This is a genomic window from Mycobacterium gastri (genome assembly GCF_002102175.1).
In the GTDB taxonomy this organism is placed as follows: domain Bacteria; phylum Actinomycetota; class Actinomycetes; order Mycobacteriales; family Mycobacteriaceae; genus Mycobacterium; species Mycobacterium gastri.
Genome location: NZ_LQOX01000124.1, coordinates 20461 through 45424, shown reverse-complemented (window position 1 = coordinate 45424; position 24964 = coordinate 20461). Strand labels below are relative to the sequence as shown.

At 66.0% G+C, this 24964-nt stretch carries 29 protein-coding genes, 1 tRNA gene and 2 pseudogenes; 11 read left to right on the top strand and 21 right to left on the bottom strand.

Annotated elements, in window-relative coordinates:
- The 6 genes and pseudogenes from esxG to AWC07_RS19045 form a co-directional block, all read right to left on the bottom strand.
- Positions 1-76: pseudogene (gene esxG / locus AWC07_RS19070) on the bottom strand (type VII secretion system protein EsxG); the annotation flags it as partial.
- Between the two features lie 89 nt (positions 77-165).
- Positions 166-1419 (bottom strand): PPE family protein, encoded by a 1254-nt coding sequence (locus AWC07_RS19065; protein ID WP_051507828.1) that lies wholly within the window; start codon positions 1417-1419, stop codon positions 166-168.
- Entirely contained in the window at positions 1416-1730 is a 315-nt protein-coding gene (locus AWC07_RS19060) for a PE family protein (protein WP_036410367.1), read from the bottom strand. The genes AWC07_RS19065 and AWC07_RS19060 overlap by 4 nt, the downstream gene beginning before the upstream one ends.
- Positions 1731-2013: 283 nt before the next feature.
- Positions 2014-3363 (bottom strand): WS/DGAT/MGAT family O-acyltransferase, encoded by a 1350-nt coding sequence (locus AWC07_RS19055; RefSeq protein ID WP_139829786.1) that lies wholly within the window; start codon positions 3361-3363, stop codon positions 2014-2016.
- A 441-nt stretch (positions 3364-3804) separates the two neighbouring features.
- Positions 3805-4176, bottom strand: coding sequence for a DUF2237 family protein (locus AWC07_RS19050; protein WP_051507830.1), 372 nt, complete (start codon positions 4174-4176; stop codon positions 3805-3807).
- 91 nt (positions 4177-4267) lie between these two features.
- Positions 4268-4603, bottom strand: a complete 336-nt coding sequence (locus AWC07_RS19045) for a PE family protein (protein ID WP_036410373.1) — start codon at positions 4601-4603, stop codon at positions 4268-4270.
- A 440-nt stretch (positions 4604-5043) separates the two neighbouring features.
- On the opposite strand from AWC07_RS19045, the gene AWC07_RS19040 reads away from it, so the two are divergent.
- The gene (locus tag AWC07_RS19040; RefSeq protein WP_036410375.1) at positions 5044-5430 is read left to right on the top strand and encodes a hypothetical protein; all 387 of its coding nucleotides are present in this window, start codon (positions 5044-5046) and stop codon (positions 5428-5430) included.
- A gap of 83 nt (positions 5431-5513) precedes the next feature.
- Here the strand turns inward: AWC07_RS19040 and AWC07_RS19035 are convergent.
- Positions 5514-5777: pseudogene (locus tag AWC07_RS19035) on the bottom strand (SDR family NAD(P)-dependent oxidoreductase); the annotation flags it as partial.
- Between the two features lie 580 nt (positions 5778-6357).
- Here AWC07_RS19035 and AWC07_RS19025 point away from each other — a divergent pair.
- The 4 genes from AWC07_RS19025 (at position 6358) to AWC07_RS19010 (ending at position 7882) form a co-directional block, all read left to right on the top strand.
- Positions 6358-6774: a YbjQ family protein gene (locus AWC07_RS19025; protein ID WP_051507829.1), complete on the top strand. Its 417-nt coding sequence runs from the start codon at positions 6358-6360 to the stop codon at positions 6772-6774.
- A 30-nt stretch (positions 6775-6804) separates the two neighbouring features.
- Positions 6805-7167, top strand: coding sequence for a hypothetical protein (locus AWC07_RS19020; RefSeq protein WP_036410379.1), 363 nt, complete (start codon positions 6805-6807; stop codon positions 7165-7167).
- Between the two features lie 80 nt (positions 7168-7247).
- Positions 7248-7493: an antitoxin VapB family protein gene (locus tag AWC07_RS19015; RefSeq protein ID WP_036410381.1), complete on the top strand. Its 246-nt coding sequence runs from the start codon at positions 7248-7250 to the stop codon at positions 7491-7493.
- A complete protein-coding gene (locus tag AWC07_RS19010) occupies positions 7490-7882 on the top strand; it encodes a type II toxin-antitoxin system VapC family toxin (protein ID WP_244187639.1) in 393 nt (130 codons plus the stop codon). The genes AWC07_RS19015 and AWC07_RS19010 overlap by 4 nt, the downstream gene beginning before the upstream one ends.
- Before the next feature lie 3 nt (positions 7883-7885).
- Here AWC07_RS19010 and AWC07_RS28150 read toward each other — a convergent pair whose 3' ends face one another.
- The 6 genes from AWC07_RS28150 to AWC07_RS18975 all read right to left on the bottom strand — a co-directional run bounded on the left by AWC07_RS28150 (position 7886) and on the right by AWC07_RS18975 (position 11082).
- A complete protein-coding gene (locus tag AWC07_RS28150; RefSeq protein ID WP_244187638.1) occupies positions 7886-8137 on the bottom strand; it encodes a hypothetical protein in 252 nt (83 codons plus the stop codon).
- A gap of 114 nt (positions 8138-8251) precedes the next feature.
- Positions 8252-8752 (bottom strand): hypothetical protein, encoded by a 501-nt coding sequence (locus AWC07_RS19000; protein ID WP_036410384.1) that lies wholly within the window; start codon positions 8750-8752, stop codon positions 8252-8254.
- Positions 8749-9078 (bottom strand): hypothetical protein, encoded by a 330-nt coding sequence (locus AWC07_RS18995; RefSeq protein WP_036410385.1) that lies wholly within the window; start codon positions 9076-9078, stop codon positions 8749-8751. The genes AWC07_RS19000 and AWC07_RS18995 overlap by 4 nt, the downstream gene beginning before the upstream one ends.
- 889 nt (positions 9079-9967) lie before the next feature.
- Positions 9968-10057, bottom strand: a tRNA-Ser gene (locus AWC07_RS18985).
- Positions 10058-10086: 29 nt separating this feature from the next.
- Complete coding sequence (locus AWC07_RS18980) at positions 10087-10545, bottom strand: nucleoside deaminase (RefSeq protein ID WP_036410389.1); 459 nt, start codon at positions 10543-10545, stop codon at positions 10087-10089.
- A gap of 15 nt (positions 10546-10560) precedes the next feature.
- Complete coding sequence (locus AWC07_RS18975) at positions 10561-11082, bottom strand: tRNA adenosine deaminase-associated protein (RefSeq protein ID WP_036410390.1); 522 nt, start codon at positions 11080-11082, stop codon at positions 10561-10563.
- Positions 11083-11214: 132 nt separating this feature from the next.
- On the opposite strand from AWC07_RS18975, the gene AWC07_RS18970 reads away from it, so the two are divergent.
- Positions 11215-12159 carry a prephenate dehydrogenase gene (locus tag AWC07_RS18970; RefSeq protein ID WP_036410400.1) on the top strand — a complete coding sequence of 315 codons (945 nt, stop codon included), beginning with the start codon at positions 11215-11217 and terminating at the stop codon, positions 12157-12159.
- On the opposite strand, the gene AWC07_RS18965 is transcribed toward AWC07_RS18970, so the two are convergent.
- The 5 genes from AWC07_RS18965 to AWC07_RS18945 are packed head-to-tail and all read right to left on the bottom strand — an operon-like array spanning position 12122 to position 16200.
- Complete coding sequence (locus AWC07_RS18965) at positions 12122-12721, bottom strand: putative glycolipid-binding domain-containing protein (protein WP_036410392.1); 600 nt, start codon at positions 12719-12721, stop codon at positions 12122-12124. The two genes, AWC07_RS18970 and AWC07_RS18965, sit on opposite strands and share 38 nt — an antisense overlap.
- Before the next feature lie 4 nt (positions 12722-12725).
- Positions 12726-13472, bottom strand: coding sequence for an ABC transporter permease (locus tag AWC07_RS18960; RefSeq protein ID WP_036410401.1), 747 nt, complete (start codon positions 13470-13472; stop codon positions 12726-12728).
- A 5-nt stretch (positions 13473-13477) separates the two neighbouring features.
- The gene (locus tag AWC07_RS18955; protein WP_036413635.1) at positions 13478-14158 is read right to left on the bottom strand and encodes an ABC transporter permease; all 681 of its coding nucleotides are present in this window, start codon (positions 14156-14158) and stop codon (positions 13478-13480) included.
- Between the two features lie 3 nt (positions 14159-14161).
- Positions 14162-15256 carry an ABC transporter ATP-binding protein gene (locus tag AWC07_RS18950; protein ID WP_036413637.1) on the bottom strand — a complete coding sequence of 365 codons (1095 nt, stop codon included), beginning with the start codon at positions 15254-15256 and terminating at the stop codon, positions 14162-14164.
- Positions 15253-16200 (bottom strand): ABC transporter substrate-binding protein, encoded by a 948-nt coding sequence (locus AWC07_RS18945; RefSeq protein ID WP_036413639.1) that lies wholly within the window; start codon positions 16198-16200, stop codon positions 15253-15255. The genes AWC07_RS18950 and AWC07_RS18945 overlap by 4 nt, the downstream gene beginning before the upstream one ends.
- Positions 16201-16295: 95 nt before the next feature.
- On the opposite strand from AWC07_RS18945, the gene AWC07_RS18940 reads away from it, so the two are divergent.
- Positions 16296-16655: a LapA family protein gene (locus AWC07_RS18940; RefSeq protein ID WP_036413641.1), complete on the top strand. Its 360-nt coding sequence runs from the start codon at positions 16296-16298 to the stop codon at positions 16653-16655.
- 83 nt (positions 16656-16738) lie between these two features.
- On the opposite strand, the gene AWC07_RS18935 is transcribed toward AWC07_RS18940, so the two are convergent.
- Together AWC07_RS18935 and AWC07_RS18930 are read right to left on the bottom strand one after the other, a co-directional pair.
- Positions 16739-17791 carry a phosphotransferase family protein gene (locus AWC07_RS18935; protein WP_036413643.1) on the bottom strand — a complete coding sequence of 351 codons (1053 nt, stop codon included), beginning with the start codon at positions 17789-17791 and terminating at the stop codon, positions 16739-16741.
- 9 nt (positions 17792-17800) lie between these two features.
- Positions 17801-18454 carry a histidine phosphatase family protein gene (locus AWC07_RS18930; RefSeq protein WP_036413645.1) on the bottom strand — a complete coding sequence of 218 codons (654 nt, stop codon included), beginning with the start codon at positions 18452-18454 and terminating at the stop codon, positions 17801-17803.
- Between the two features lie 86 nt (positions 18455-18540).
- Here AWC07_RS18930 and AWC07_RS18925 point away from each other — a divergent pair, with 86 nt between their 5' ends.
- The 4 genes from AWC07_RS18925 to AWC07_RS18910 are packed head-to-tail and all read left to right on the top strand — an operon-like array spanning position 18541 to position 22654.
- Positions 18541-19578: a phosphotransferase family protein gene (locus AWC07_RS18925; RefSeq protein ID WP_036413647.1), complete on the top strand. Its 1038-nt coding sequence runs from the start codon at positions 18541-18543 to the stop codon at positions 19576-19578.
- Between the two features lies 1 nt (position 19579).
- Positions 19580-20344, top strand: coding sequence for an SDR family NAD(P)-dependent oxidoreductase (locus tag AWC07_RS18920; RefSeq protein ID WP_036413649.1), 765 nt, complete (start codon positions 19580-19582; stop codon positions 20342-20344).
- Positions 20345-20361: 17 nt separating this feature from the next.
- Entirely contained in the window at positions 20362-21669 is a 1308-nt protein-coding gene (locus AWC07_RS18915; protein ID WP_085105193.1) for an acyl-CoA dehydrogenase family protein, read from the top strand.
- Between the two features lie 13 nt (positions 21670-21682).
- Positions 21683-22654, top strand: coding sequence for an NADPH:quinone oxidoreductase family protein (locus tag AWC07_RS18910; protein ID WP_036419126.1), 972 nt, complete (start codon positions 21683-21685; stop codon positions 22652-22654).
- Positions 22655-22989: 335 nt separating this feature from the next.
- Here AWC07_RS18910 and AWC07_RS18905 read toward each other — a convergent pair whose 3' ends face one another.
- Positions 22990-24870, bottom strand: a complete 1881-nt coding sequence (locus AWC07_RS18905) for an alkyl/aryl-sulfatase (protein ID WP_036418839.1) — start codon at positions 24868-24870, stop codon at positions 22990-22992.
- Between the last annotated feature and the right edge of the window lie 94 nt (positions 24871-24964).

The following is a 24964-nucleotide window of genomic DNA, read 5'->3' as shown; positions in this document are numbered from 1 at the left end:
GCATCAACGCCGCCTTGGCGGTAAACGCCGACTGCGAGGCCACCAACTGCGGAATATGGGCATCCAACAAACTCATGGTCATCCTTTTCGAAGGTGCGGTTATCTTGGGTTGTTACGTTGCGCGGCTTAGGTGTTGTTGTCCCTCGATTGCCGGCTATCGCGTCGCTAGCTGACGCAGCCGGCCATGATCGCCTCCTCCGCCCGACTCGGGTCCCAGGTAGCCGGCAGCATCGGGGCCCGCGCAACATCGCCTGACTCCTGGTCACCCAACATGGTCAAACCGCCTGGCTCTCCGGCGGCCTCCTTGCCGGCGGTGCCGGCGAATCCCAACGGCGCAGCGCCCCGGGCCGAGCAACCCAGCGCCGGCGCGGGAGCGGTCGTCACGGCCGAAACCAATCGGGCCGGCGGCGGCACGGCAGCGGCGCCGAGTTCGGGTGTCACGGAGCCGGCGGCAACCGCGCCCACCGCGGCCGGAGCGGCCGCCACCGGCAGTCCGGCAGCGTTCATCAGCGCGGTGGCAGCCGGAACCAGCGCCGGCGGCAGCGCGGCCAGCAGCGCGCTCGTAGCGCCGGTAACCACCCCCGTCGCCAGTGTCGTCGCCGGCGCTCCGCCTTCGGCCACGGTGTAGCCGAGCGCGAAGATCATCGGACCCCATTCCAGCAGCGCGTTGAACGGATTGGTCCAAAAGGCGTTGAGCATCTGCCACAAATTGCCGATCGGGTCCTGCAGGAATAACGCATCTTCCTTCAAGACCCACACATTGAAGGCCAGATACGCCTCGGCGACCTCCTTCAAGAGCGCCCAGATCAAGTTCCACGGGATATCCCCGATGGCGGATTGGACCGACGTGGCAGCGGCGTTGCCGGCGGTGCCGACACCGGGCTTGACCAGCAGGGGGGCGGGCGGGGTATGCGGCGCCGACGCCAACGCCGCGAGCGAAGCCGCATGGTAGATGCTCATCGTGGTGGCAGCCTGGATCCACATCCGCAGATAGTCGCCCTCGTTGAGGGCGATCGGGATCGTGTTGATGCCAAAGAAATTCGTCGCCATCAATACGGCGTGAACGGCGTGGTTGGCAGCCAGCTCAGGCAATGTCGGCATTGCAGCCAGCGCGCCGGTATAGGCGGTCGCCGCCACCTCGTGCTGGGTCGCCACCCCGGCGCTATCGGCGCTGGCCCGGAAAAGCCATGCCAGGTACGGGACGTGCGCTGCCGCAAATACTTCGGCGCTCGGACCCTGCCACGCCCCGATCTGAACCCCGCCCAGCAATGCCGTGAGTTCTTCTGCTGCCCCGGCGTATTCGGCGCTCATCGACGTCCACGACGCGGCGGCCACGAGCAGCGGACCGGGGCCCGGGCCGCTGGCCAGCAACGACGAAAGCACCTCCGGCGGCGAGGCGATCCAGACTGGAGCCGTCACTGTAAACCGCCGGAGGCCAGGTACGAGGCCGCCGCCGCGGCGTCACCTACCGCGTAACTGACACCGGACTCACCGACACCGACACCGGACCGGCCGAGTTCTTCGATTCCTTCCGCCGCGATCGCCGCGTGCTCGACGCCGTGACCGCTGAACCCCGTCGCGGTCTGCAGCGACACCGCATCCGCCGCCGGCGGCACCACGGCAGTGATCAACGGTGCGGCGGCCGCCTGCGCGGCCGCGAGCCGAGCCGTCAGTGCCTCCACCGCCGCGCTGGCCGCCGCCAGACCTTCGGGCACCACTCGAAGCGTCATTACCGATACTCCTTTTTCGAGGCGCCCGATCTACCGGCGCGGAACACGCGACCGAATATAAATCTCACGAACTATAACTATTGTCAACTGTTGAAATAGGCTACGGTGCCGTAGGTTTCGCGCACGTCAAATTGATTGTCGGCTGCACGGCCGGTGGGCGTCGGGCACGGGCCAGCCGCTCGCGCGGTTCTCGTCGCAAATGCGCCGACCGGACGGCAATTGCCCGTGGGTGCGCTAAATTCGTTGTGCCGCAGTGACGGAAGTTTTTGGGATGGCGGGGTCGTCAGAGGCCGACTGCGCGCTCCAGTTCCTTCAGCGAGGTCTCCAGGTGTCCGAGGACCCGCTGCAGGTGCGGGACGCTGCGACGGCAGCCCACCAGTCCGAAGTCGAGACTGTCGGCGGTACTGGTCAAAGTGATGTTGAGCGCTTGACCGTCGAGCACGAGGGACATCGGGTAGTTGCCGACCATCCTGGCGCCGTTGCAGTATCGCGGCTCGCGCACGCCGGGCACGTTCGAGACGCACACGTTGAACGGCGGGGGAGTCACCTTGGTCAGGCCGGGCACGGTATTGAGCGCAGCGGGGCCCAACAGCAGCAGTGACAGTGCCATCGCTTGCGCCCGAGGCAGCTGTGTCAGGACTTTCTTGTTGTCGCGCATCGACGCATGAATGACGTCCAGACGGTCCGCCGGGTCGTCGAGGTGGGTAGCCAGGTTGCACAACACGGCCCCGACCATATTTCCGCCCACCGAGTCGTGCTCGTTGCGAAGGCTTACCGGCACCATCGCCACCAGCGGCGCGTCCGGCAGGGCGTCGTTGTCGTCGAGGTAGGCCCGCAGCGCGCCGGCGCACATCGCCAGCACGACGTCGTTAAGGCTCACTCCGGCAGCGTCTTTGACCGTCTTGACCCGGTCCAACTCCCAGGACTGGGCCGCGCAGCGCCGCGCTCCGCCCACGGCGACATTCAGCATGGTGCGCGGCGTCCCGAAGGGCAATGTCAGCTGCTGTTCCAGCAACGCGGAACGCGCCAATCGAAGCGTCGACGGGGCAAGCCCGCCAACGGATGCCAGCATCCCACCGAGCCGGTGCAACCGCCCGGGGCGCGGCTGGCTGCGCGGGGAGCGCGAGGGTGCGGGCGACCACGCCGCCCGGAAGTCGGTGTCGTCGTGATCGGCCGAAAGTGACTGCCGCATCAGGGTGAGTCCGGATACGCCATCGATCAGCGCATGATGCATCTTCGAGTAGATCGCAAACCGCCCATCCTTGAGGCCTTCGATCACGTGTGTTTCCCACAGCGGCCGATGGCGATCGAGGAGGTTGGCGTGCAGCCTCGAGGTGAGCTCCAGCAGCTCGCGCACCCGGCCCGGCGCCGGCAAGGCGGAGCGTCGCACGTGGTAGCCGAGGTCGACGTCGTTGTCGGTAGACCAGCCGATGCTGGCGAGTGAGCCATGCAAAGAGCTCGGCCGCTTGCGGAAAAGCGGTGCTATGTCTTGGCATTCGAGCATCGCCCGGTGGGTCTCGCGCACGAATGCCCGGCCGGCGCCCGCAGGCGGCTCGAACAGCTGCAGCGCACCGACGTGCAGCGGATGCTCGCGCGACTCCGCGGCCAGAAACAGCGCATCAACCGGTGACATCAGTTCCATACGTGTACTCCCCTCATAGGCCCCCGGGCCGGTTAGCGGGTGGTCAGCCCGTCAGGGTCACCTCGGACGCGTTGGCGCCGGCCGACGTGCTGAAACGCAGGTGGTCATCATCGACTGGACCCTCGCGCGGTCCATGCGCGTGTCCTGTCCGGGTGGGATCTGCCCCGCGGACCGCGTCGTCCGAGGGGAGGTGGCTGAACCATTGAACACACCTTGCCGCACGTCGCGGTGTCGTGTCTTGACAGCAGAAGACAATATTTTGGCAATTGAAGACAGTGGATTGTTACGCGCATCACAACGCAACGCGGTAACGACGTTGCTGGCCGGGAACGGTGATTGCCGCCATGGCTGTGGTTTTGGCCTTGGATTCAAGCGGCCGCAACCCTGGCGGGAATCTGGACGCCACCCACAAGCACCACGGCCGGACGCGCGCTACAAGCCGGTCAGGTCGTCGGGCACGTCGATGGAGTACTCCTGCAGCGTCTCGAGCGGGACCACCTCGAGGGTGCGCTCGTGGGTGGCGGCCAGCACCAGCGGAGCGGCGCAGCCATCATGGTGGGCCCGTAGCCAATTCATCGCGGTGACACACCAGCGGTCGCCCGGGAGCAGCCCCGGGAAGCGGTACTCCGGAACGGGCGTCGACAGGTCGTTGCCGATCGAGCGCTGATGCTCGAGGAATTCGGCGGTCACGACTGCGCAGATGGTATGCCGGCCCAAATCTTCCGGGCCGGTGGAACAGCAGCCGTCTCGATAGAAGCCGGTCAGCGGGTCGGTACCGCACGGTTGCAGGGGGCCGCCCAGCACGTTGCGGTCAGGCTGGCGTTCAGGCACCTGCCCAGTATCGCGCTTTCCGGCCGCGGATCCGCGAAACTGGGACCGGTATGCCGTGCTACGGCTACCCGGCCGCCATCCGGAAGCCTGGCAGCAGTCCCACGCCGGTCAGGCCGGTGGCCGCAGCGGTGTCGACATCGGTGTACATCCGCGCGATGTCGGCGAAGGCCCCTCCGGCCCGTCGCAGCTCTTCTTGCGCCGCTTGATTGAGAGCCAGCAGTTGAGCGGCCTCCGCCGTGAACGCCGCTACCGCCTGGGCCGAGACTTCGTCCGCCCCGGCGGGCAGCAGCGAGGTCAGCGGGGTCGATGCCGTCGCACCGGCCTGCAGCCCTTGGGAGGCGTTGTCGGCAACCTGCGCACCGATGTCGGCGGCTGCCGGATCGATAGACATCGACTGCATGTGTTTCTCCTGTATAGCTCCAGTAAGTGGTGGTCAGCGACGAGGTAACCGGGGCCTTAAACGATGTCAGTAGCGATAGTAGTAGTCAGGAATAGTTTTTATCTGCAAAATCTGGAAAATCGGCCGTGCCCAAGAACTCCGTAGCCCGCTGTTCGGTGAGCCTTGGCATCGCCGCGGCTCGACAGGCCGTCAAAAGCGGCCCTCGAAAGCGGCCCTTGAAAGCGGCCCTCGAAAGCGGCCCTCGAAAGCGGCAAGAGCCGGATGACGTTCGTGGCGGCGTGCCGCACGTCTGCGCCCAACCTCTGCACAATCCATGGTCTTAGCACCGTTACGGTTCACCCGCACCCCAAAAAATCTTCCAGGTCGACCCACCCGGGCGATCGCCGTCAAGGGCCAGATTGGCCCCTCGGGTTAGCTGGCTGCGTGTTAGGTTCAGCGGCGTGATACTTACGGGTGCCTTCCTGGCCGACGCCGCTGCCGTGGTGGACAACAAACTCAACGTGCAGGGCGGTGTGCTGTCGCGATTTGCGGTCGGGCCAGACCGGTTGGCCCGGTTTGTCTTGGTGGTGCTGACGCAGTCGGAGCCGGGCAGTTCGGACGACCGACAGCTCAACATCGAGGCAAGGCCTCCTGCGGATGCCGAGGCGATCCGCCTGCAGTTCGAAGTGCCCGAAGCGGCCGTCGCCGAGTTTCCCGGGTTCGCCTTCTTCGAGATCCAGCTGCGCTTACCCGTCGACGGCCGTTGGGTGCTGGTGGTGACCGCCGAGACGGGAGCGATCTCGCTCCCGGTACTGGTCAGCGAGATGCCCCCGTCGTTCGGCTTCTGAGCCCGCGCCGGGCGCCCGCTCCGCACGGTGCCGGTGAGCGGCTGCTCCGGCGGCCACGCCTCGCCGGCCGGCTCCATCGAAAATCAGACGCAGTCCGAGGCGCCGTCGACGACGAAGGCGGCGCCGGTGGTGTAGCTGCTGTGCTCGGTGCACAAGAAGGCGACCGTGGGCGCAATCTCGCCGACCGATCCGAAACGTCGCAACGGGATATGAGCCAGCTCCGCCGCCACCAGCTCGGGCGCCTTGTGCATCGGCGCGGTCATCGGGGTATCGATGGTACCCGGCTCCACCGCATTCACCCGGATTCCGATCGGTGCCCACTTGACCGCGAGATTTGGTGACGAGCACGTCCAGTCTGGGGAAACGCTGGACCAACTGGTCTGGCGGCGTCGACGCTGTGGCGGCGCCGCCGGTCGGGGTGCACCACGTGGTCATCGATCGTCACATACAGGTCGGTCAGGACGGCATCGAGGTCTGTCTTCACAATTGCCCATCGGTGCCCTTCAGCCACATCCTTCACAAGCCGACACGCCGAGAGTGCAACCACGGCGGCACCGCCCGGCGTGTCGCCGGTGCCAGTGCACACTCGGCGCAGCCGGTGCACACTCGGCGCAGCCGGTGCGCACTCGGCGCAGCCGGTGCACACTCGATGAACAGTTGGGAATTACTCATCCAGGTCCTCAAGAGCCCACAGCACGGTGAGCAGCTCGGCCCCTTGATTGCGACCTTTCCCGATGCGACAACGTCGATCGGAATATGGCTCTGACGGTAGCCGCTGTTGCGAAGCCGTCTCGATCCGCCTGTCGATCGTGATGATCGCCGGCGGCACACCGATGAATAGCTGCGCCGCGGCGCCGCAGCCGGCGGTGGAGCGGTACCCTGCACCGGGAGCCAGGCCATCGCTGATTTCGGCAGGAAGGTTGTGCGGTGCTCGTTGTCACTACCAATGACATTCCCGGCTGGGAGATCCAACGCGTATGCGGCGAAGTCTTCGGGCTCACCGTGCGATCACGAAATGCCTTCTCGCAGATAGGCGCTGGCTTCAAATCGATGTTCGGCGGCGAGCTGCAGGGCATGACCAAGAATCTGGCCGAGAGCCGTAACGAGGCGATGGTCCGGCTGATGAACGAGGCGCGCAACAAGGGTGGTAACGCGATCATCGGAATGCGTTTCGACACCACCGAGCTCGGTGACGTGTGGACCGAGATTTGCGCCTACGGCACCGCGGTGCAAGCCGTGCCGGTGACCGACGCCGCCCGCTATACCGCCACGCAGCTCGGTTATGGCGGCGCGCCCCAGCCCCAGCAGTCCCAGCCCCAGCAGCAGCCCTACGGTGCGGGCTGAGCTGACGGGAATAGCGGTAGGTTCGGCGGGATGATCGTGGGGGCCTTCCTGGCCGAAGCGGCGTCGGCGGTGGACAACAAGCTCAACGTCTCGGGCGGCGTCTTGTTCCGCTACACCCTCGAAGCCGACCGGTTGGCGCAGTTTCTGCTGGTGGTGCTGACGCAGACCGAGACCGGTAACCCGGACCGGCGGGTCGATGTCGAGATCTGGCCCCCCACCGACGACGAGCCGTTACACCTGCCCTACGAGTTGCCGGAAGCCGCCACCGCCGCCGAGGTCGGCTTCGCGATCTTCGGCATCGAGGTGACTCTGCCGGTCGACGGCCGTTGGGTGATCGTGGTGTCCGGTGGTGCCGGAATGATCTCGCTTCCGTTGCTGGTGAGTGGCGGCTAGTCGCCGGTGGCATGGGCCTCGGCGTGCGGTCCGGGCCGTCTGACGTTGCCTGCACAGTGCCATGCATGTATACATGCACTGTGGCAACCAAGACGATATCGATCGATCTCGAAGCATACGAACGTCTTCGGGCTGCCCGCCGTGCGCCGACCGAATCGTTCTCTCAAGTCATCAAGCGTGCGCACTGGCGCAACGAAGCTCCCACGGCCGCAGCGCTTCTGGATGCACTCGATGAACTCCCGACGGTGCCTGACGATGTTCTCGCACGCCTCGATGAAGCACAGCACACGGACACACCGCCCGAGGACTTGTGGCGCTCCGGGTGAGCGTCGACACGACGTTTCTCATCGATCTGCAACGCGAGCGGTCCGCGGGTGGCGACGACGGCGCCGCGCACCGGTTCCTCAAACGCTCACCGGATGCCGAACTGTTCCTTTCGACGATCGCGCTGGGCGAATTCGCCGAAGGATTCGACCGGGCCGAGCACCCTGTGGTTACCGCCATGCGCGAGGGACACACCCTCGTCCCGGTGGATGATCAGATCGCGTTCGTCTACGCGAGGGTGGTGCGAGAGCTACGTCGCCGGGGTGAGCTGATCGGTACCAACGACCTCTGGATCGGTTGCGCGAGTTTGCAGTTGGGCATACCTATCGTCACCGCCAACGTCGCCGACTTTCGACGCATCGATGGACTCGGCATCGTGCAGTACCGCTGATGTCTAGTGGTGCACTGCCTCCTGCGTGGTGAGCTTGCGCTGGCGCGGAATGAGTGAGATGCCCTTGCCTTGCGACAGCACCAGCACCACGTTGTAGAGTGCGTCGCGCACAGAATCGGGAAGGGTAATCGCCCGCCCGTTGCCGCCGCACACGGAAACCTCCGGAGAGCCGAGCGCTTCCAGCAGCGGCGCGAGGCCTTCGGGTTCTTGAGGTGGTAGAACGGTCCGTTCTTCAACGGCTACGGCAGCTGTCATTGGCTGTTACTGAGGCCAAAATAACTGCGGCCGCACCCCGGTCCACCGCGCGTCCGATTCACGCCCGGACGAGTCCTGGCACCCCCCAGTAGTTTGTGTTGACCGGCTGAATCCCTAGCCGATAACCGGCCCAGCATCAGCGGTAAAGACATAGAAAGTCTCGGTCCACTCGTCGCGGGTCTCGTGATCAATCTTTATGCGCCACCTGTAGCGCTTGTTGGGTTCCAATGGAAGTCCACTAGCGAAGTACATGACGAATTGCTTCGATGAGCGCACGGTGTTTGGGGGAACGTTCGCGCCCGGAACCACCGCGGGCTTCAATGCGTCGGCGACTCCGACACGCAGAAACTGAGGCCCCATCGGGCCCGGGAGGGTTACAAGGCTGCCGTCGTCATGTTCCAGGGCAAGTTCTACGGCTGGTGATTCGCCGATGAATTCAGGTGGAAACGAGATTTTGGCGACGACAGCGTGAGCCGCGGTGGCTCCAATGTTAGGGTCGTAGCCCATCATCACGATGCCGCCGCCAATGATGTTCAGCTTGCTGCCCGGATCGGTAACGTTGGCGAAGTCAGCGAGCATCACGCGCACGATTGCGGCGTCGGCAGCGTCGCTCATGCACTGCGCAACGTGGCACCGCTCACGACTGGGCGGTCAATGGGCTGGAACAGAGATCTAACCTGGTTGCGCCGGAGGATGCCCATAAATTCATCTGGCGTCGGGATCCGGTCTGGGGCAAGCCGCGCCCAATCCACCGCGATATAGATAAGTCGGTCGTTTTCATCGACACGACGGACGATGCCAACCGCCACTAGATTCGCCTCGGGCTCGCGCACGAGAACCTGCTGCCCAGCGATCGGGAGGGGTCCGCGCACGTCCTCGTATCCGGAGAACGTCAGGTCACCAGCAACCCGCACATTGGGGTCGATCATGATCTCGGTCATTGTCCTGGCCTCCTCTCCTTGGTAAACGCTGCCACGAATCGTTTCGCATCCTCTAGCGTAGGGGGGTACCCAAGGATGACAGAATAGTGCTCCTCCGCTTCGCCGTCTTCGTCGTCCTTCTCGAAAACGAAGCCTTCGTCCAGTAGCTTTTGCGCCGAAGAACACCACCACAAGTTTGGATTGCGGGCCGGGTCGAGGCCGTGAAGCTCGGTGGCCTCAAGTAGCCGCGCGATCACTTGTTCTCGCGTTTCTCCCGGTCTCGCGTGGTCAGCCCATACCGACGCTGTGTAATGGCCTTTGCCAGTGCTGCGACGAGCGTCTAGCTTAGCGCGTTTCAGTACGCCTTCTGGACTCATAGGAGTGAAACGTAGTACCACAGCACCTGGCATTGGCTCGTTTCGCACGTTCAGCAACCTTAGTGAGCTGAGCCGAGACTAGGGCGTGACAACGTCCCGACAAGAGGTGCGGTCTAGAACCCCAGAGTCAGCCTGCACTGGGGTTACCGTCGCCCCGGCCGGCATCTGGCGCAGGCGCCAATCTCCGCGCGGCACTCGCCGTCAAACCGAATTCCCGCGCATACGCCAGGTACAGCGGGGCCGTGCTGTGGACGATCGACACCGCAGGATGGTGGGCGACCCCCCGCTGTACGGTTTGGTCCACCTATGCATCCATGGCGGTGTCGGCCGGGGTGAAAGTGCTCGCGCTGGAGCGGATGCTGGGGCACAGAGATCCGAGTGTGACGTGTCTACTCCGACATTTTCGATATGGATCTAGACGCGGTTGCGGCGACACTACAACGTCGATACTCACCAGGGGTATGGACACTTGGTCCAAATGCGGCCACGGGCCCCCGCAGCAACCAAAAAACCACCTTTGAACTGCGTAATGTTGGCGGTGGCGGAGGGATTTGAACCCTCGGACGGTGTTAGCCGTCACACGCTTTCGAGGCGTGCTCCTTAGGCCGCTCGGACACGCCACCGTCGAGCAGCTTACCGAACCGGTGGCCGGTCACCCCAATCGCTGGCGAGCGAAGAACTCCTCCATGGGTGCGGCGCACTCGGCAGCGAGCACACCGCCCCGCACCTGCGGACGATGGTTGAGCCGACGGTCGCGGACCACGTCCCACAGCGACCCGACCGCTCCCGTCTTGGGTTCCCAGGCGCCGAACACCAGGCGAGCGACCCGCGCCAATACCAGCGCACCCGCGCACATGGTGCACGGTTCCACGGTGACCGCCAGCGTGGTCCCCTCCAACCGCCAGCCGTCACCGAGCACCGCCGCCGCCGCACGCAAGGCGAGGATCTCGGCGTGCGCGGTCGGATCACCCAGCGCCTCACGGGCATTCACCGCGCGGGACAGTTCGGTTCCGTCGGCGCCGACGACGACCGCGCCGATGGGCACGTCGCGCGGACCCGCCGTCGTGGCGGCCGCCAATGCGGCGCGGATCAGCTCTTCGTCAGTGCTCACCGACGCGGTCAGCGGTCACCGACCGAGACGGTCGATCACCGCCGACAGTTGCTCGGCGAAGCCCATCTCACGCGCGATGCGCCCGAGCTGCTCGTCGGCGTAGAGGTCGGTCTCGTCGAGGATGACTCCGAGCACCGCTTCGGGCAGGCCGATGTCGGCCAGCAGGCCGAGGTCGCCTTCCTCGAACGGCTCGGCATCCTCGAGGTCGTCGGGATCGATCTCGGCGTCCAGGCTGTCCAACGCCTCGGCGGCGATGTCGTAGTCCAGCGCCGCGGTCGCGTCGGACAGCAGCAGACGCGTCCCCGAGGGTGCGGGGCGCAGGATGATGAAGAACTCGTCGTCGATGTCGAGCAGCCCGAACACCGCTCCGGAGCTGCGCAGTTCACGCAGTTCCGTCTCAGCGGCCGCCAGGCTGGTCAGCGCTTTCCGGCCCATCGCCGCGCATCGCCATTTGCCCTCTTCACGCACGACGGCAACGCCGAAACCGTCCGGCGCGTCGGCGGACGGGCCCGGCGCGGAGGCCCGTTGTGCTCCCATGGCCGCTTACGCTAGTCGCTGACCAGGCCCGTGACCAGACGACCCCGCTCCGACACCGATGGCGAGCAGCGCCCGGGAACCACACACCGACCGGACAAGTGTGCCAACCTTGGGACTGTGCAGACGACACCGGTGTGCGTGCTGGGGCTGGGGCTGATCGGCGGCTCGATCATGCGAGCCACGGCAGCCGCCGGCCGCGAGGTTTTCGGCTACAACCGGTCGGTGGAGGGAGCCCACGGTGCCCGGGCCGAAGGATTTGACGCCAGTACCGATCTTTCCGCGACGCTGACTCGGGCCGCCGACATCGAAGCGCTGATCGTGCTGGCGGTTCCGATGCCGGCATTGCCCAACATGCTCGCCCATATCCGTGAGTCGGCCCCCAACTGTCCGCTGACCGACGTCACCAGCGTCAAATGCGCGGTGCTCGAAGAGGTCGCCGCCGCCGGTCTGCAAGGTCGCTTCGTGGGGGGTCACCCGATGACGGGCACCGCCCACTCGGGCTGGGCGGCCGGCCACGGGGGGCTGTTCACCCGAGCCCCCTGGGTGGTCGCCGTTGACGACCACGTCGATCCTCAGGTGTGGTCGATGGTGATGACGTTGGCGCTGGACTGCGGGGCCGTGGTGGTCCCCGCCAAATCCGACGAGCACGATGCCGCCGCGGCCGCCATCTCTCACTTACCGCATCTGCTCGCCGAGGCGCTGGCGATCACCGCCGCCGAGGTGCCGCTGGCTTTCGCGCTGGCCGCGGGGTCGTTTCGGGACGCCACTCGGGTCGCCGGCACCGCCCCGGATCTGGTGCGCGCCATGTGTGAAGCCAACACCGGCCAGTTGGTGCCGGTCACCGACCGGGTCATCGAGCTGCTGGGCCGCGCCCGCGATTCGCTGGCCGGCCACGGCTCGGTGGCCGACTTGGTCGATGCCGGCCACGCCGCGCGAACCCGCTACGAGAGTTTCCCGCGCTCCGACATCATGACAGTGGTGATCGGCGCCGAGAGGTGGCGCGAGCAACTGGCCGCCGCGGGCCGGGCGGGCGGGGTGATCAGATCCGCTCTGCCAATCCTGGATAGTCCACAATGAATCCGTCGGCGTCGACGGTCACGGTGGTATCGGCGACCGGTGAACGGAGCTTGATCGCGTCCAGACGTCCCTCGCTGGTGTAGCTGACGGTGGCCGCGTCGACTGTCATCTCGGGGACATTGACGTAGACCATCGGCAAGGACACTGACTCGGCCTTCTCGTGGATGCCGAGGCGCCGGATCGGCAGCGCGTTGAAGAACGGGCTGAACACCAAGTCGACGTCGAGCGCACCGTTGTAGGCCGCGCGCCGCTCGCCCTGGTGGTCGGTCACCAGCCACATGTTCTCCTCATCACGGGCGATAGCAAGCTGCCGTTCCCGCTCGGCCAGCGTGACGGTCAGCCCGAACCGCTTGGTGGCGCCGGACTCGTCGGTCTGCAAGTCGTAGTAGGCGCCGAAGGCCGGATTTGTCGCGGTGGCCGCCGCCACGATGCGGCCGTTGGCCCTGATTCGCTTGCCGGACACCTGGATTCGTACCGATTCCATGCGCGAGATGTCCTGGGCGCGCCAAGTCAACATCGCCGACCAGAGGCGCCGGGCCGGATCAGAGGGAGCGGAGTTCACACTCCTACCGTAGGACGTGTCCGCCGGCCGTGGCCAAATTGGAGCTAACTGTGACGTCAATTGCGCGATTTGGCCTGCTTATGGGCTTTCTCAGACGACCGGTGCCCGGCGTCGACGCCCAAACCGCCAACGCCAGCACCGCGTCCAGGATCAACGCCAGCGCAGCCACCATCACCGCACCGACCAGAGCGATGTGGAATTGGCGCTCCTTGATCCCGTCGATCAGGTAGCGGCCCAGCCCGCCCAGACTGGCATAGGCGGCCACCGTCGCGGTGGCGACCACCTGCAGCGTCGCGCTGCGCAGCCCGCCGAGCAGCAGGGGCATTGCGTTGGGCAGCTCGACCCGCAGCAGCACCCGCGATTCCGTCATCCCCATCGCCCGGGCGGCATCGACGACCAGCGGGTCGACTCCGGCGATTCCCGCATAGGTGCCGGCTAGCAGCGACGGAATGCCCAGCAGCATCAGCGCCGCGATGGGCGGTCCGATACCGAGCCCGAAAAGCAGCACGCCCAACAGCAGCACACCCAGCGTCGGCAACGCACGCAGCCCGTTGACCACGCCCACCACCAGCACCTGGCCGCGGCCGGTGTGCCCGATGACCATTCCGATCGGGACGGCGATCACCACCGCAGCGGCCACGGCCAGCCCGGTGTATTCCAGGTGCTCCACCGTGCGGGCGGCCAGCCCGGCGGGTCCGGTCCAGTTCGCTGCCGTGGAGACGTAGGACCAGGTTTGCCCGAGGAAGTTCATCGCTTTCATCGGGCACCGCCGACGATCACGGATCTGATCCGGCGGTGACTGTGTGCCGCGCGCTCCCACGGCGTGGCCAGCCGGCCGAGCAGGGTGAGCAGCATGTCGATGACGACGGCCAGCGTGAACATCGCGATGATGCCGGCCACGATCTGGTCGCTCTTGTCGGTCAGGTATCCCGCCGTGAACCAGGTCCCCAGGCCGCCGATGCCGATCACCGAGCCCACCGAAACCATCGCGATATTGGTCACCACGACCACCCGCAGCCCGGCTACCAGTACCGGGATCGACAGCGGCAGTTCGACTTTGATCATCCGGCGAATCGGTGAGTAGCCGACCGCGACGGCCGCGTCACGCACCGGTGCCGGCACCGCATCCAGCGCCTCGAGCACGGCCCGCACCAACAGCGCCGTCGTATAGGCAGTCAGCGCGATGATGACGTTGGCCTCGTCGAGGATGCGCGTTTTGATGATGAGCGGCAGTACCACGAACAGCGCCAGCGACGGGATGGTGAACACGATGCTGGCCGTTGCCGTGGTCAATCGCCGCAGCACCGGCGCGTGCTGCACCGCCAGGCCCAGCGGCACCGCGATCGCCAGCCCGATCAGCACCGGAATCAGCGACAGCCGCAGATGGATCACGGTCAGGACCCAGGCGGTGTCGAGGTGGGTCAGCAGATAACGCACGCCTCAGCCCTGCCGTCGACGTGTCACCGCGGCCAGCACGTCGGCGGCCAGCACCGCGCCGATCACCTTGCCGTCTTCGTCGACGGCGACACCCATCGACGAGGGCGACGACAACGCCGCATCCAGCGCTTGGCTGAGGTTTCCAGTGGGGCGGAACACCGAGCCGACCACGGTCACGGTGTCCGACAACGCAGCGCCGTTTTGGTGGCGCCGCAGGCCGTTGGCGTCGATCCAGCCCAGCGGCGCGTGGCCGTCGTCGACCACCAGAACCCAGCCATCCGGGAGTGGCTTGTCGCGCAGGGTGTTTGCGGTCACGCAGGTGATGTCGTGCAACGGAAGCCCTGCGCCGTCGATGAGCTGCAGCAACCGATAGCCGCGGCCGAGGCCGATGAATTTCGACACGAAGTTGTTGGCCGGGCGCGAAAGTAGCTTGGCCGGCTCGTCGCACTGCTGTAGGTGGCCGCCGGGCGCGAACACCGCTACCACGTCGCCGAGCCTGAACGCCTCGTCGATGTCGTGCGTGACGAAAACGACGGTCTTGCGCAATTCGCTTTGCAGACGCAGGATTTCATTCTGCAGGTCGTGGCGGACCACGGGGTCGACGGCCGAAAACGGCTCGTCCATCAACAGGATCGGCGGGTCGGCCGCGAGCGCACGCGCCACTCCGACCCGCTGTTGCTCGCCGCCGGAGAGTTGCGCCGGGTAACGGGTGGCGACCTTGGGACTCAGCCCGACCCGCTCGAGCACCTGGTATGCGGCTTTGCGGGCGGCCCGGCGCGACTGTCCTTTCAGCACGGGCACCGTCGCGACGTTGTCGATCACCCGTTGGTGCGGCATCAATCCCGCGCTCTGGATGACATAGCCGATACCGAGCCGCAATCGCACCGGGTTGACGTCTGCGACGTCGGTGCCGTTGACGGTGACGGTGCCCGAGGTCGGCTCGACCATCCGGTTGATCATCCGCAGCGCGGTCGTCTTGCCGCAGCCGGAGGGGCCGACGAAGACGGTAAGCCTGCCTCGGGGGACTTCGAGGCTCAACTGGTCCAGGGCGGTGGTGCCGTCGGCGTACACCTTGGCCACTTTGTCGAAGCTGATCATGGCTGGATTGGATGGTCAAAGCCGTTGTCGCGCAACCATTTCCGTGCTGCCTGGTCGGGATCTACCCCGTCATTGCCCGACACCGCGGCATTGAGTTCGGCCATGCCTTCGGTCGTCAGTTTCGCCGAGACCGCGTCCAGGACATCCTTGAGGCGGTCCGATTTCTTCTGCGAATTGACCAGCGGCACAATGTTGCCGGCCAGGAAGTTGTGCTCCGGGTCCGCCAGGACTACCAGGTTGTTCCGCCGGATCGCCGGCGAGGTGCTGAAGATGTTGGCGGCGTTGACGGTTCCGTCCACCAGCGCCCGCACGGTCACCGCGCCGCCGCCGTCGTTGATGGTCGTGAAATTGGCTGGCGCGATGTCGAGTCCGTACTTCTGGCGCAGCCCGGGCAACCCGGCCGGCCGGGTCTGGAATACCGACGGGGCCGCGAACTTCACCTCGGCAGAATGTGCCGCGAGATCGGCGATGGTCGTCAGGTTCCAGTTGGTGGCGGTCGCCTTGGTGACGGTGACGGTGTCGGTGTCCGACGCCGGTGACGGTGTCAGAATCGACAGGTCGCCGGGTAACCGCTTGTAGAGCTCCAATTCGACCGCATCCAGCATGGTCACCGTGGAGTCTGGCTGAAAGTACAGCAGCAGGTTGCCGATGTACTCGGGAACCAGGTCGATGGAATGGTCTTTGAGCGCCGGTATGTAGGTCTCGCGGCTGCCGATACCCGGTCGCCGCCCGACGTTGAAACCGTTGGCCTGCAACGCCTGCGCATAGATTTCCGCGACGATCTCCGACTCCGGGAAGTCACCGGATCCGACGACGATCGACTTGATGGTGCCATTTGACGCCCCGAACGGGTCGGCACTGCCGCACGCCGCCACCGGGCATGCCGTCACCAAGCAGACGGCCGCGGCAAATGCCGCCCGACGCAGCCGCCGCAGCATCAACATGCCGGTGACACTATCTTGCGAAACTAGGGCCGCCGCAACGCGGGTTTCCGCGTGGCTTGGTTTCATTCCGGGCGGGATGGGAAGAAGATGGCACTATGACCAGCAACCCCTCAGGCCCGCGTGAACAGCCGCCCCCGGCTCCCAGACCTCGTGTGCCGGCGAAGGACCCGGCGTCCACATTGACCCGGGCCGGCGCCCTGTGGTCATCCCTGATCGCCGGCTTCCTGATCCTGATCCTGTTGCTGGTCTTCATCGCGCAGAACACCGCGTCCACCCCGTTCACCTTCCTGGGCTGGCACTGGAGCCTTCCCCTGGGGGTGGCGATCCTGCTGGCCGCCGTCGGGGGCGGGTTGCTGACGGTGGCAGTCGGCACCGCGCGGATCATTCAACTGCGCCGGGTGGCCAAGAAGACCCACACACAGGCATTGCGATCCGCCGGCCCGCCCACCCGGTGACTGTGTGGGCTGGGCTTTGAGTGTGCCCGCCGGGCGGTGGGAACGTCACGCGGGAGCCACCGCCGCACACTCGAACCGACGGGTCACGACATCGGCTTGGTGATCTCGGCCAGACCGCGGGAGATCAGTGGCGACACGACGTCGGGCGCCTCGTCGAAGGAATCGGCTTTCTCGTCGGCGAGCTCGGACATGCGCCTGCGGAAATCGATCCCGGCCGCGATGATGGCCAGCTTGAAGTAGGCCAGCGCCATGTAGAACTCCCAGTGCCCCAGCGACATCCCGGAGACCAGCGAATACCGGTCGGCCAACTCGTCGGCGGTCGGTAGTAGCGGCGACGTCCAGGCAGCCTGCGCGTTGACGATCAGATCCAGCGCGGGGTCGCGGTAGACGCACATCAGGGCGGCGTCGGACAGCGGATCACCCAGCGTCGACAGCTCCCAGTCCACCACCGCGCGCACCTTCGTCGGATCGTCGCCGTCGAGAATGGTGTTGTCGATCCGGTAGTCACCATGCACGATCGAGGTTCGGCTTTGCTTCGGAATCGCTTGCCGCAGCGCCGAATGCAGTCGCGCGACGTCGTCGTCACGGCCGTCGTCGGGCAGCCGAACCAGGTCCCACTGCGAACCCCATCGGCGCACCTGCCGTTCCAGGTAACCATCGGGCTTGCCGAAATCGGCCAGCCCGACCGCGTTCGGGTCGACGCTGTGCAAGTCGACCAGCACCCGGATCAACGCATCCACACAACCGTCGATGATCCGACTGCCGAACGCTTCGAGTTGAGCGCGCCGGCGCACCACCTGTCCGGCAACGAATTCGACGATCTGAAACGGCGCGCCCAGTACCGCGTCGTCCTGGCACAGCGCGATCGTGCGCGCCACCGGAACCGGTGTGTCCTGGAGTGCGGCAACGACCCGGTACTCGCGGGCCATATCGTGGGCCGACGGCGTCAGTCCGTGTAGCGGTGGACGGCGCACCAGCCAGCTCGTCGCATCGTCGCAAACCCGGAAGGTCAGGTTGGAGCGCCCGCCGGAAATCAGCTCGCCGCGCAACTCACCGTCGCGCTTGATGCCGAGCGAACGCAGATATCCGTCCAGTGCGGCCAGGTCGAGGCCGTCGAGTCCGTGAACCGAGGTCACCGAACTTGTTTACCACCGCCGGCCGCCCGGCTCTGCACGGCCCGCGTCGTCGCCGAGCAGGCGCTGATTGCGGGGCAACAGATCCCATACGTGTTCGGTCGTATTGACCGTCGCCACGGTGGCCTGACCGCTCCGGGAGAACAGCAGCCGAGTCACCGAGGCGTAGTCGATGGGGAACGACAACAGGCGTGCCGTTCCCAGAATCTCGTGCAGCACCACGTTGATCACCCCGCCATGGCTGAACGCCGCGACGGTCTCGTCCGGATCGGAGGTAGCGACCACGTCGTCGAGGGCCGCGCGGACCCGGGCACGGAAGGCATGCTCGTCGACGGCGCTGGGCAGGTGCCCTTGAGCCATGCGTGCCCACTCCTGCGGGTTTTCTTCACGGATCTGCTCGACGGGGATGTACAGCGCAAGGTCGCGGTCGTACTCGGCGAATCGGTCCTCGATGTCGACGGGCAGGCTAAGAACCGCCGCGACCGGTTCGGCGGTCTGGATGGCGCGGCGCTGCGGGCTGCTCACCACCCGCGAGATGGGAAACCTGGCCAGCGCCTCGGGTAGCCGCGCGACCTGGGCTATGCCGGTGTCCGACAGGTCCGGATCTGAACCCTCGCCGTGTTCGCTGCGCAGCGGCAAAGCATGACGGACCAGAAGCAGTTGCATGGGGCCAAGCCTTACACGCGGCTTGCCCGGCGCTACCATGCCGCTTGAGAATGGAATTCTCCGAACCGAGAGCGGGTGTGCAGCCAATGACGACTGCCAGCGGAACGCAGCTGGACGCCGGCGTCATCGGTCGTTGGCTCGATGCGAACGGCGCACCGGGCGGCGGTGCGTGGCCGGAACTCGAGCAGCTGAGCGGCGGATCCCAGAACACGCTGTACCTGATTCGGCGCGCCGATCAACGCATGGTGCTGCGGATGCCCGGCCCCCGGGCGGACGCGGCCCGGGTCGACGGGTTGCTGCGGGAAATCCGGCTGGCGCGGGCGTTGTCGGGCACCGATGTGCCGCACGCTGAGCTCATTGCGGCCGATGAGACCGGCTCGGTGCTGGGCATGCCGTTCTACGTGATGGCGGCGATCGACGGGTGGAGCCCGATGGACCGCGGGTGGCAGGCGCCGTTCGACACCGACCCGGACGCCCGGCGCGGGCTGGCGTTCCAGCTCGTCGAGGGCGCCGCCAAGCTGGGCAGGGTGGACTGGCGAGCGCAGGGCCTCGACGGGTTCGGCCGTCCGGAGGGTTTCCATGAACGGCAGGTCGATCGCTGGCTGCGCTTCCTGGCCGTTTTTCAGGTGCGCGAATTACCCGGCCTGCAGGAGGCCGCCGACTGGCTGCGCCGCAACCGCCCCGCGCACTACAGGCCGGGCGTCATGCACGGCGACTATCAATTCGCCAACGTCATGTTCGCGCACGGGGCGCCGGCCCGGCTGGCCGCGATCGTGGACTGGGAGATGGCGACGGTGGGCGATCCGCTGCTGGACCTGGCGTGGGCGCTACTGGGCTATGACGGCGAGGAGCCGCGCGCCGATGGGTTCTATCTCGACATGCGCGGCATGCCCAGACGCAGCGAGCTGCTGGCGCACTATGAGGCGATCAGCGGGCTGTCCACCGAGAACATCGACTACTACCTGGTGCTGGCCAACTGGAAACTGGGCATCGTGCTGGAGAAGACCTACGCGGCCGCGGTTCGGCCGGGACCCCATGAGGTGGACCCGAAGATCACCGAAACCTTCGCGACGATGGTCCCCCAGCTCATCGCCACCGCGGCCGAGCTCGCTAAGGCTCGCTGAAATGGGTTATGCGGACCGGCTTTTCGATCTCACCGACCAGGTGGTGCTGATCACCGGCGGCAGCCGCGGATTGGGCCGCGAAATGGCTTTCGCGCTCGCCCGCTGCGGCGCCGACGTGCTGATTGCCAGCCGCAACCTGGACAACTGCGTGGCCACCGCCACCGAGATCGAAGCCGAGACCGGGCGCGCCGCGATGGCTTACCAGGTGCACATGGGACGCTGGGACCAGCTCGACGGGCTGGTCGAGGCGGCCTACGACCGGTTCGGCAAGGTCGACACGCTGATCAACAATGCCGGCATGTCACCGCTGTACGACAAGCTCACCGACGTCACCGAGAAGCTATTCGACGCCGTCGTCAACCTCAACCTCAAAGGGCCGTTCCGGTTGTCGGCACTGGTAGGCGAACGGATGGTGGCGGCCGGGCGCGGGTCGATCATCAACGTCAGCTCCACCGGGTCGCTGCGGCCGGGCGCGGACATCATCCCCTACGCCGCGGCGAAGGCAGGACTCAATGCGATGACGGAAGGTCTCGCCCGGGCGTTCGGGCCTTCGGTGCGGGTCAACACACTGATGGCCGGACCGTTTCTGACCGATATCAGCAAGGCCTGGAACCTGGAGCAGGCAACCCAGAATCCGTTCGGGCACCTTTCGTTGCGCAGGGCCGGAAATCCGTCCGAAATCGTCGGCGCCGCACTGTTTCTCGCCTCCGACGCATCCAGCTTCACCACCGGCTCGATTGTCCGGGCCGACGGCGGAATCCCCTGAAAGATAGGAGCACTCACGTGCCTTGGGACTTCTCCACCGAACCCGAATTCGAGAAGAAGCTCGACTGGATCCGCGGATTCGTGCGCGACGAGGTGGAACCTCTCGAAGTGCTGTTCCCGGGCTGCGAGTTCCTGCCACTCGACGACCAACGCCGGCGGATCGTCGATCCGCTCAAGCAGCAGGTTCGCGACCAGGGCTTGTGGGCACCGCATTTGAGTCCAGAACTGGGCGGGCAGGGCTTCGGCGCGGTGAAGCTGACGCTGATCAACGAGATCCTGGGCCGCAGCCCGTGGGCGCCGATCGTGTTCGGCACCCAGGCACCCGACACCGGCAACGGCGAAATCATTGCGCGCTTCGGTACCCAGGAGCAGAAGGACCGCTACCTGCAGGGCCTGCTGTCCGGTGAGATCTTCTCCTGCTTCTCGATGACCGAACCGCAAGGCGGCGCCGACCCGCGGGTGTTCACCACCCGTGCCGTCCGCGACGGTGGCGGTTGGGTGATCACCGGGCGAAAGTACTTCTCGTCCAATGCATCCGTCGCGTCATTCTTCATCGTGGTCGCTATCACCGATCCCGACGTGCCCGTGCATCGCGGCGCCTCGACATTCCTGGTCCCGGCCGGAGCCGCAGGGCTGACCATCGAGGCCAACCACCACCTGGTCGGCGCCCACCCGCACGAACCCGGACATTCGCTGGTGCGCTACGACGGCGTGCGGGTGGGACCGGACGCGCTGCTGGGCGAGCCCGGACAGGGCTTCATGATTCTGCAGACCCGGCTGGCCGGTGGCCGGTTGCATCACGCGATGCGCTCGATCGGGATGGCGCAACGCGCCATCGAGATGATGTCCCGACGGGCGAAAAGCCGCTTCACCCAGGGTAGTTCGTTGGCCGACAAGCAGCTGGTGCAAGCGTTCATCGCCGACTCCTACACCGAGCTGATGCCCTTCCGGCTGGCGGTGCTGCATGCGGCCTGGCTGATCGACACCGCCGGCGAGCATGCGGCGCGAGCCGAGATCGGTGCCTGCAAGATCCTCGCGTCGCAAGTACTCAAATCGATTGGGCTGCGCGCCATCCAGGTGCACGGCGCGCTGGGCACCACCGATCAGCTGCCGCTGGTCAACGTGCTGCTCGGCGGGGTGGCGCTCGGCCTGGCCGACGGACCCACCGAGGCGCACAAGGTCAACCTGGCCCGGCTGCTGCTGAAGAACTACGACGCCGAAGACGCCGAGCGGCCCAGCGAGATGCTGGACGTCCGCCGTGAGGCCGCCCGCGCCAAGTACGGCGACCTCGTGGATCGTGTTCCGGCCCTTCCCTCTTCGTCGTGACCGGAGCCGGTTGATGCGTGCGGTCGTGTGCCGTGCGTACGGCCCGCCCGAGGACTTGGTTGTCTGCGAGCTTCCCGACCCGGTCCCGGGGCCTGGCCAGCTCCTGCTGCGGGTGCGCGCCGCGGCGGTCAACTTTCCCGACGTGCTATTGATCGCCGGCAAGTACCAGATTCAGATCCCGGTGCCGTTCACGCCGGGCAGCGAACTCGCCGGCGAGGTGCTGACCGCCGGCGCGGACACGCCGTTCCGGCCGGGCCAACGGGTGTTCGGGACCACGGCCGTCGGAGCATTCGCCGAGCGGGCGCTGCTGGATGCGTCGTCGGCAACGCTCGTTCCCGACGATGCCGACTTGGCTTCGGCCGCCGCCTTCGGGGTCACCTACCGAACCACGTATCACGCGTTGCGCTCGGTTGGGCAAGTGTCGCAAGGCGATTGGGTGGTGGTATTGGGCGCCGCGGGCGGTGTGGGTCTTGCCGCCGTCGATCTGGCGGTCGCCATGGGTGCCCGCGTGCTGGCGGCGGCCTCGAGCGCGGAGAAGCTGGAGCTGTGTGCACAGCGGGGCGCGCAGGCAACGGTCGATTACGACCGCGAGGACCTGAAAGCCCGCATCCGAGAGCTCACCGACGACAACGCGCGCGTGGTGATCGACCCGGTCGGGGGCCGGTACTCGGAGCCGGCATTGCGTGGCCTGGCCCGCGGCGGGACTTTCATCACCCTCGGCTACGCGGCCGGCACCATCCCGGCGATCCCGCTCAACCTCGTTCTGCTCAAGGGCATCGCCGTGCGCGGCATGGAGATTCGCACCTTTGCCAGTGACCACCCCGCCGATGCCATCCGTGACCTCGGTGAGTTGGCGCAGCTGTTCGCCGCCGGCACGGTCCGGCCCCACATCGGCGCGCGGTTTCCGTTGGCCGACACCGCTGCGGCCCTGCGCTATGTGGCCGAGCGCAAGGTCCTGGGCAAGGTGGTCATCGACGTCGCCTGATCTTGCGGCTGGTATGTTCCCCCGTGTCACAAGGGTTTCGGTAGCCAAGCATGAATCGCCGATTCACTTTCGGCACGCCGATACCGCGTCGATTGCCATACCGCCGGATCGAGTGTGCGGCTACGGCTTCACAAGGGTTTCGGGAGCCAAGTACGAATCGCCGATTCACTTTCGGCACGCCGATACCGCGTCGGTTGCCATACCGCCGGATCGAGTGTGCGGCTACGGCTTTGAGTGTGTATGTAGGGCGGAAAAATCCATGTTTGGCCCGCCCCGGCGGCGCACTCGACGCCACCAACGCGCACTCGGCGCCACCAACGCACACTCGACGCCGGCTAGGGCGTGACGATGTTGAACGCCGGATTAGGCCGATCGAGGACACTCAGGAAGGTCTGCAACACCGTCTCGTCTCCGGACACCTCGAAACCCGGCGAACTGATGTCGCCCAGCGCCGCGGTAACCAGCCGAACCTTGTCGCCCACCGCCACAGTCGCGTTCGCCGTCGCCGGGTCGGCAGCAACCTTGCGATGGATCAGCACACCGTTGCGCAGGGTCAACCGATAGTTTTCCGCCGGCTCGGTGAAGCTGAAGTCGATCGCAAGGTCCAGGTCCCACGCACGCGGGCCGTTGATGCTGATGGCCACCACATCGAAGATCTGGTCCAGGGTCAGCTGGTCGAAGAACGTCGGCGACGGCGCCTGCCCCGACGCGCCGAGGTTGCCGTCGCGCAGCTCCGTCGCCCCGGACAGGAAAAAGTTGCGCCACGTCGCATTCTCCGCGCCGTAGGCAAGCTGTTCCAAGGTGTCGGCGTAGAGTTGCCGGGCCGCGGTATGGTTGTTGTCAGTGAATACCGCGTGATCGAGAAGCGTTGCTGCCCAGCGGAAGTCACCGCCGGCAACGGCTTTGCCGGCCAGCTCGACAACCCGGTCGATGCCACCGATCGCCTCGACGTAACGGGGAGCGATGGCTTCCGGCGGATACGGCCACAACCGGCCGGGGTTGCCGTCGAACCAGCCCATGTAGCGCTGGTAGATCGCCTTCACGTTGTGGCTGACCGACCCGTAGTAACCGTGGGTATGCCATGCCCGCTCCAGCGCCGGGGGCATCTGGAACATTTCGGCGATCTCGACACCGGTGTACCCCTGGTTCAGCAGCCGCAGCGTCTGGTCGTGCAGATATGAATACATGTCGCGTTGGTGCGACAAGTACTCAACGATGTTGTCGTGCCCCCAGGTCGGCCAGTGATGTGAGGCGAACACGACGTCGGCGCGATCAGTAAAGGTCTCGATCGCCTCGGTGAGATACCCCGACCAGGCACGCGGATCGCGCACCAGCGCCCCGCGCAACGTCAGCAGGTTGTGCAGGTTGTGGGTGGCGTTCTCGGCCATGCACAGCGCGCGGAAGCGCGGGAAGTAGAAGTGCATTTCGGCGGGGGCTTCGCTGCCCGGCGCCATCTGGAATTCGATCTCCACCCCGTCGATGGTGTGTATCTCGCCGGTCCGCCTGATGTCGACGGTCGGCACGAGGAGCGACACCTCACCGGTCGAAAGTGTCTGTCCCAGACCGCAGCCCACCTGCCCCTGGGGGCCGCGCGGCAAGTAGGAGCCATACATGTAGCCGGCGCGGCGCATCATGGCGCCGCCGGCGTAGATGTTCTCCTGGACGGCGTGCGCCGTGAAGCCTTCCGGGGCCAGCACCGAGACCTTCCCGGCGTCGACGTCGGCCTGTGACGTGACGCCCAGCACGCCCCCGAAATGGTCGACGTGGCTGTGGGTGTAGATCACCGCGACGACGGGGCGGTCACCGCCGCGGTGGGTGCGATACAAATCCAGCGCCGCAGCGGCGACCTCGGTGGAGACCAGCGGATCGATGACGATGATGCCGGTATCGCCCTCAATGAAGCTGATATTGGAAATATCGAAGCCACGGACCTGATAGATACCGGGCACCACTTCGTACAAGCCTTGTTTGGCCGCCAACTGACATTGCCGCCACAGGCTGGGATGCACCGATGTCGGCGCGGGTCCGCGCAGGAATGAATACGCGTCGTTGTCCCAAACCACGCGGCCGTCGGCCGAGTTGATGATGCACGGGGACAATGCGGCAATGAATCCACGGTCGGCATTCTCGAAGTCGGTTGGGTCATCGCTCGGCGGAACATATTCGCGATGGGCGGACTCGATGGCCGCGGAAGGGGGTTTGGCGTTCACCGGCAATACATTGCCATTAACGCGACGGTCCCCGGAAGATCCTCTCTCAAGTGACTAACAGGAAATATAGAAGATAGAAATAGTTGCTTAGGACCCTAGA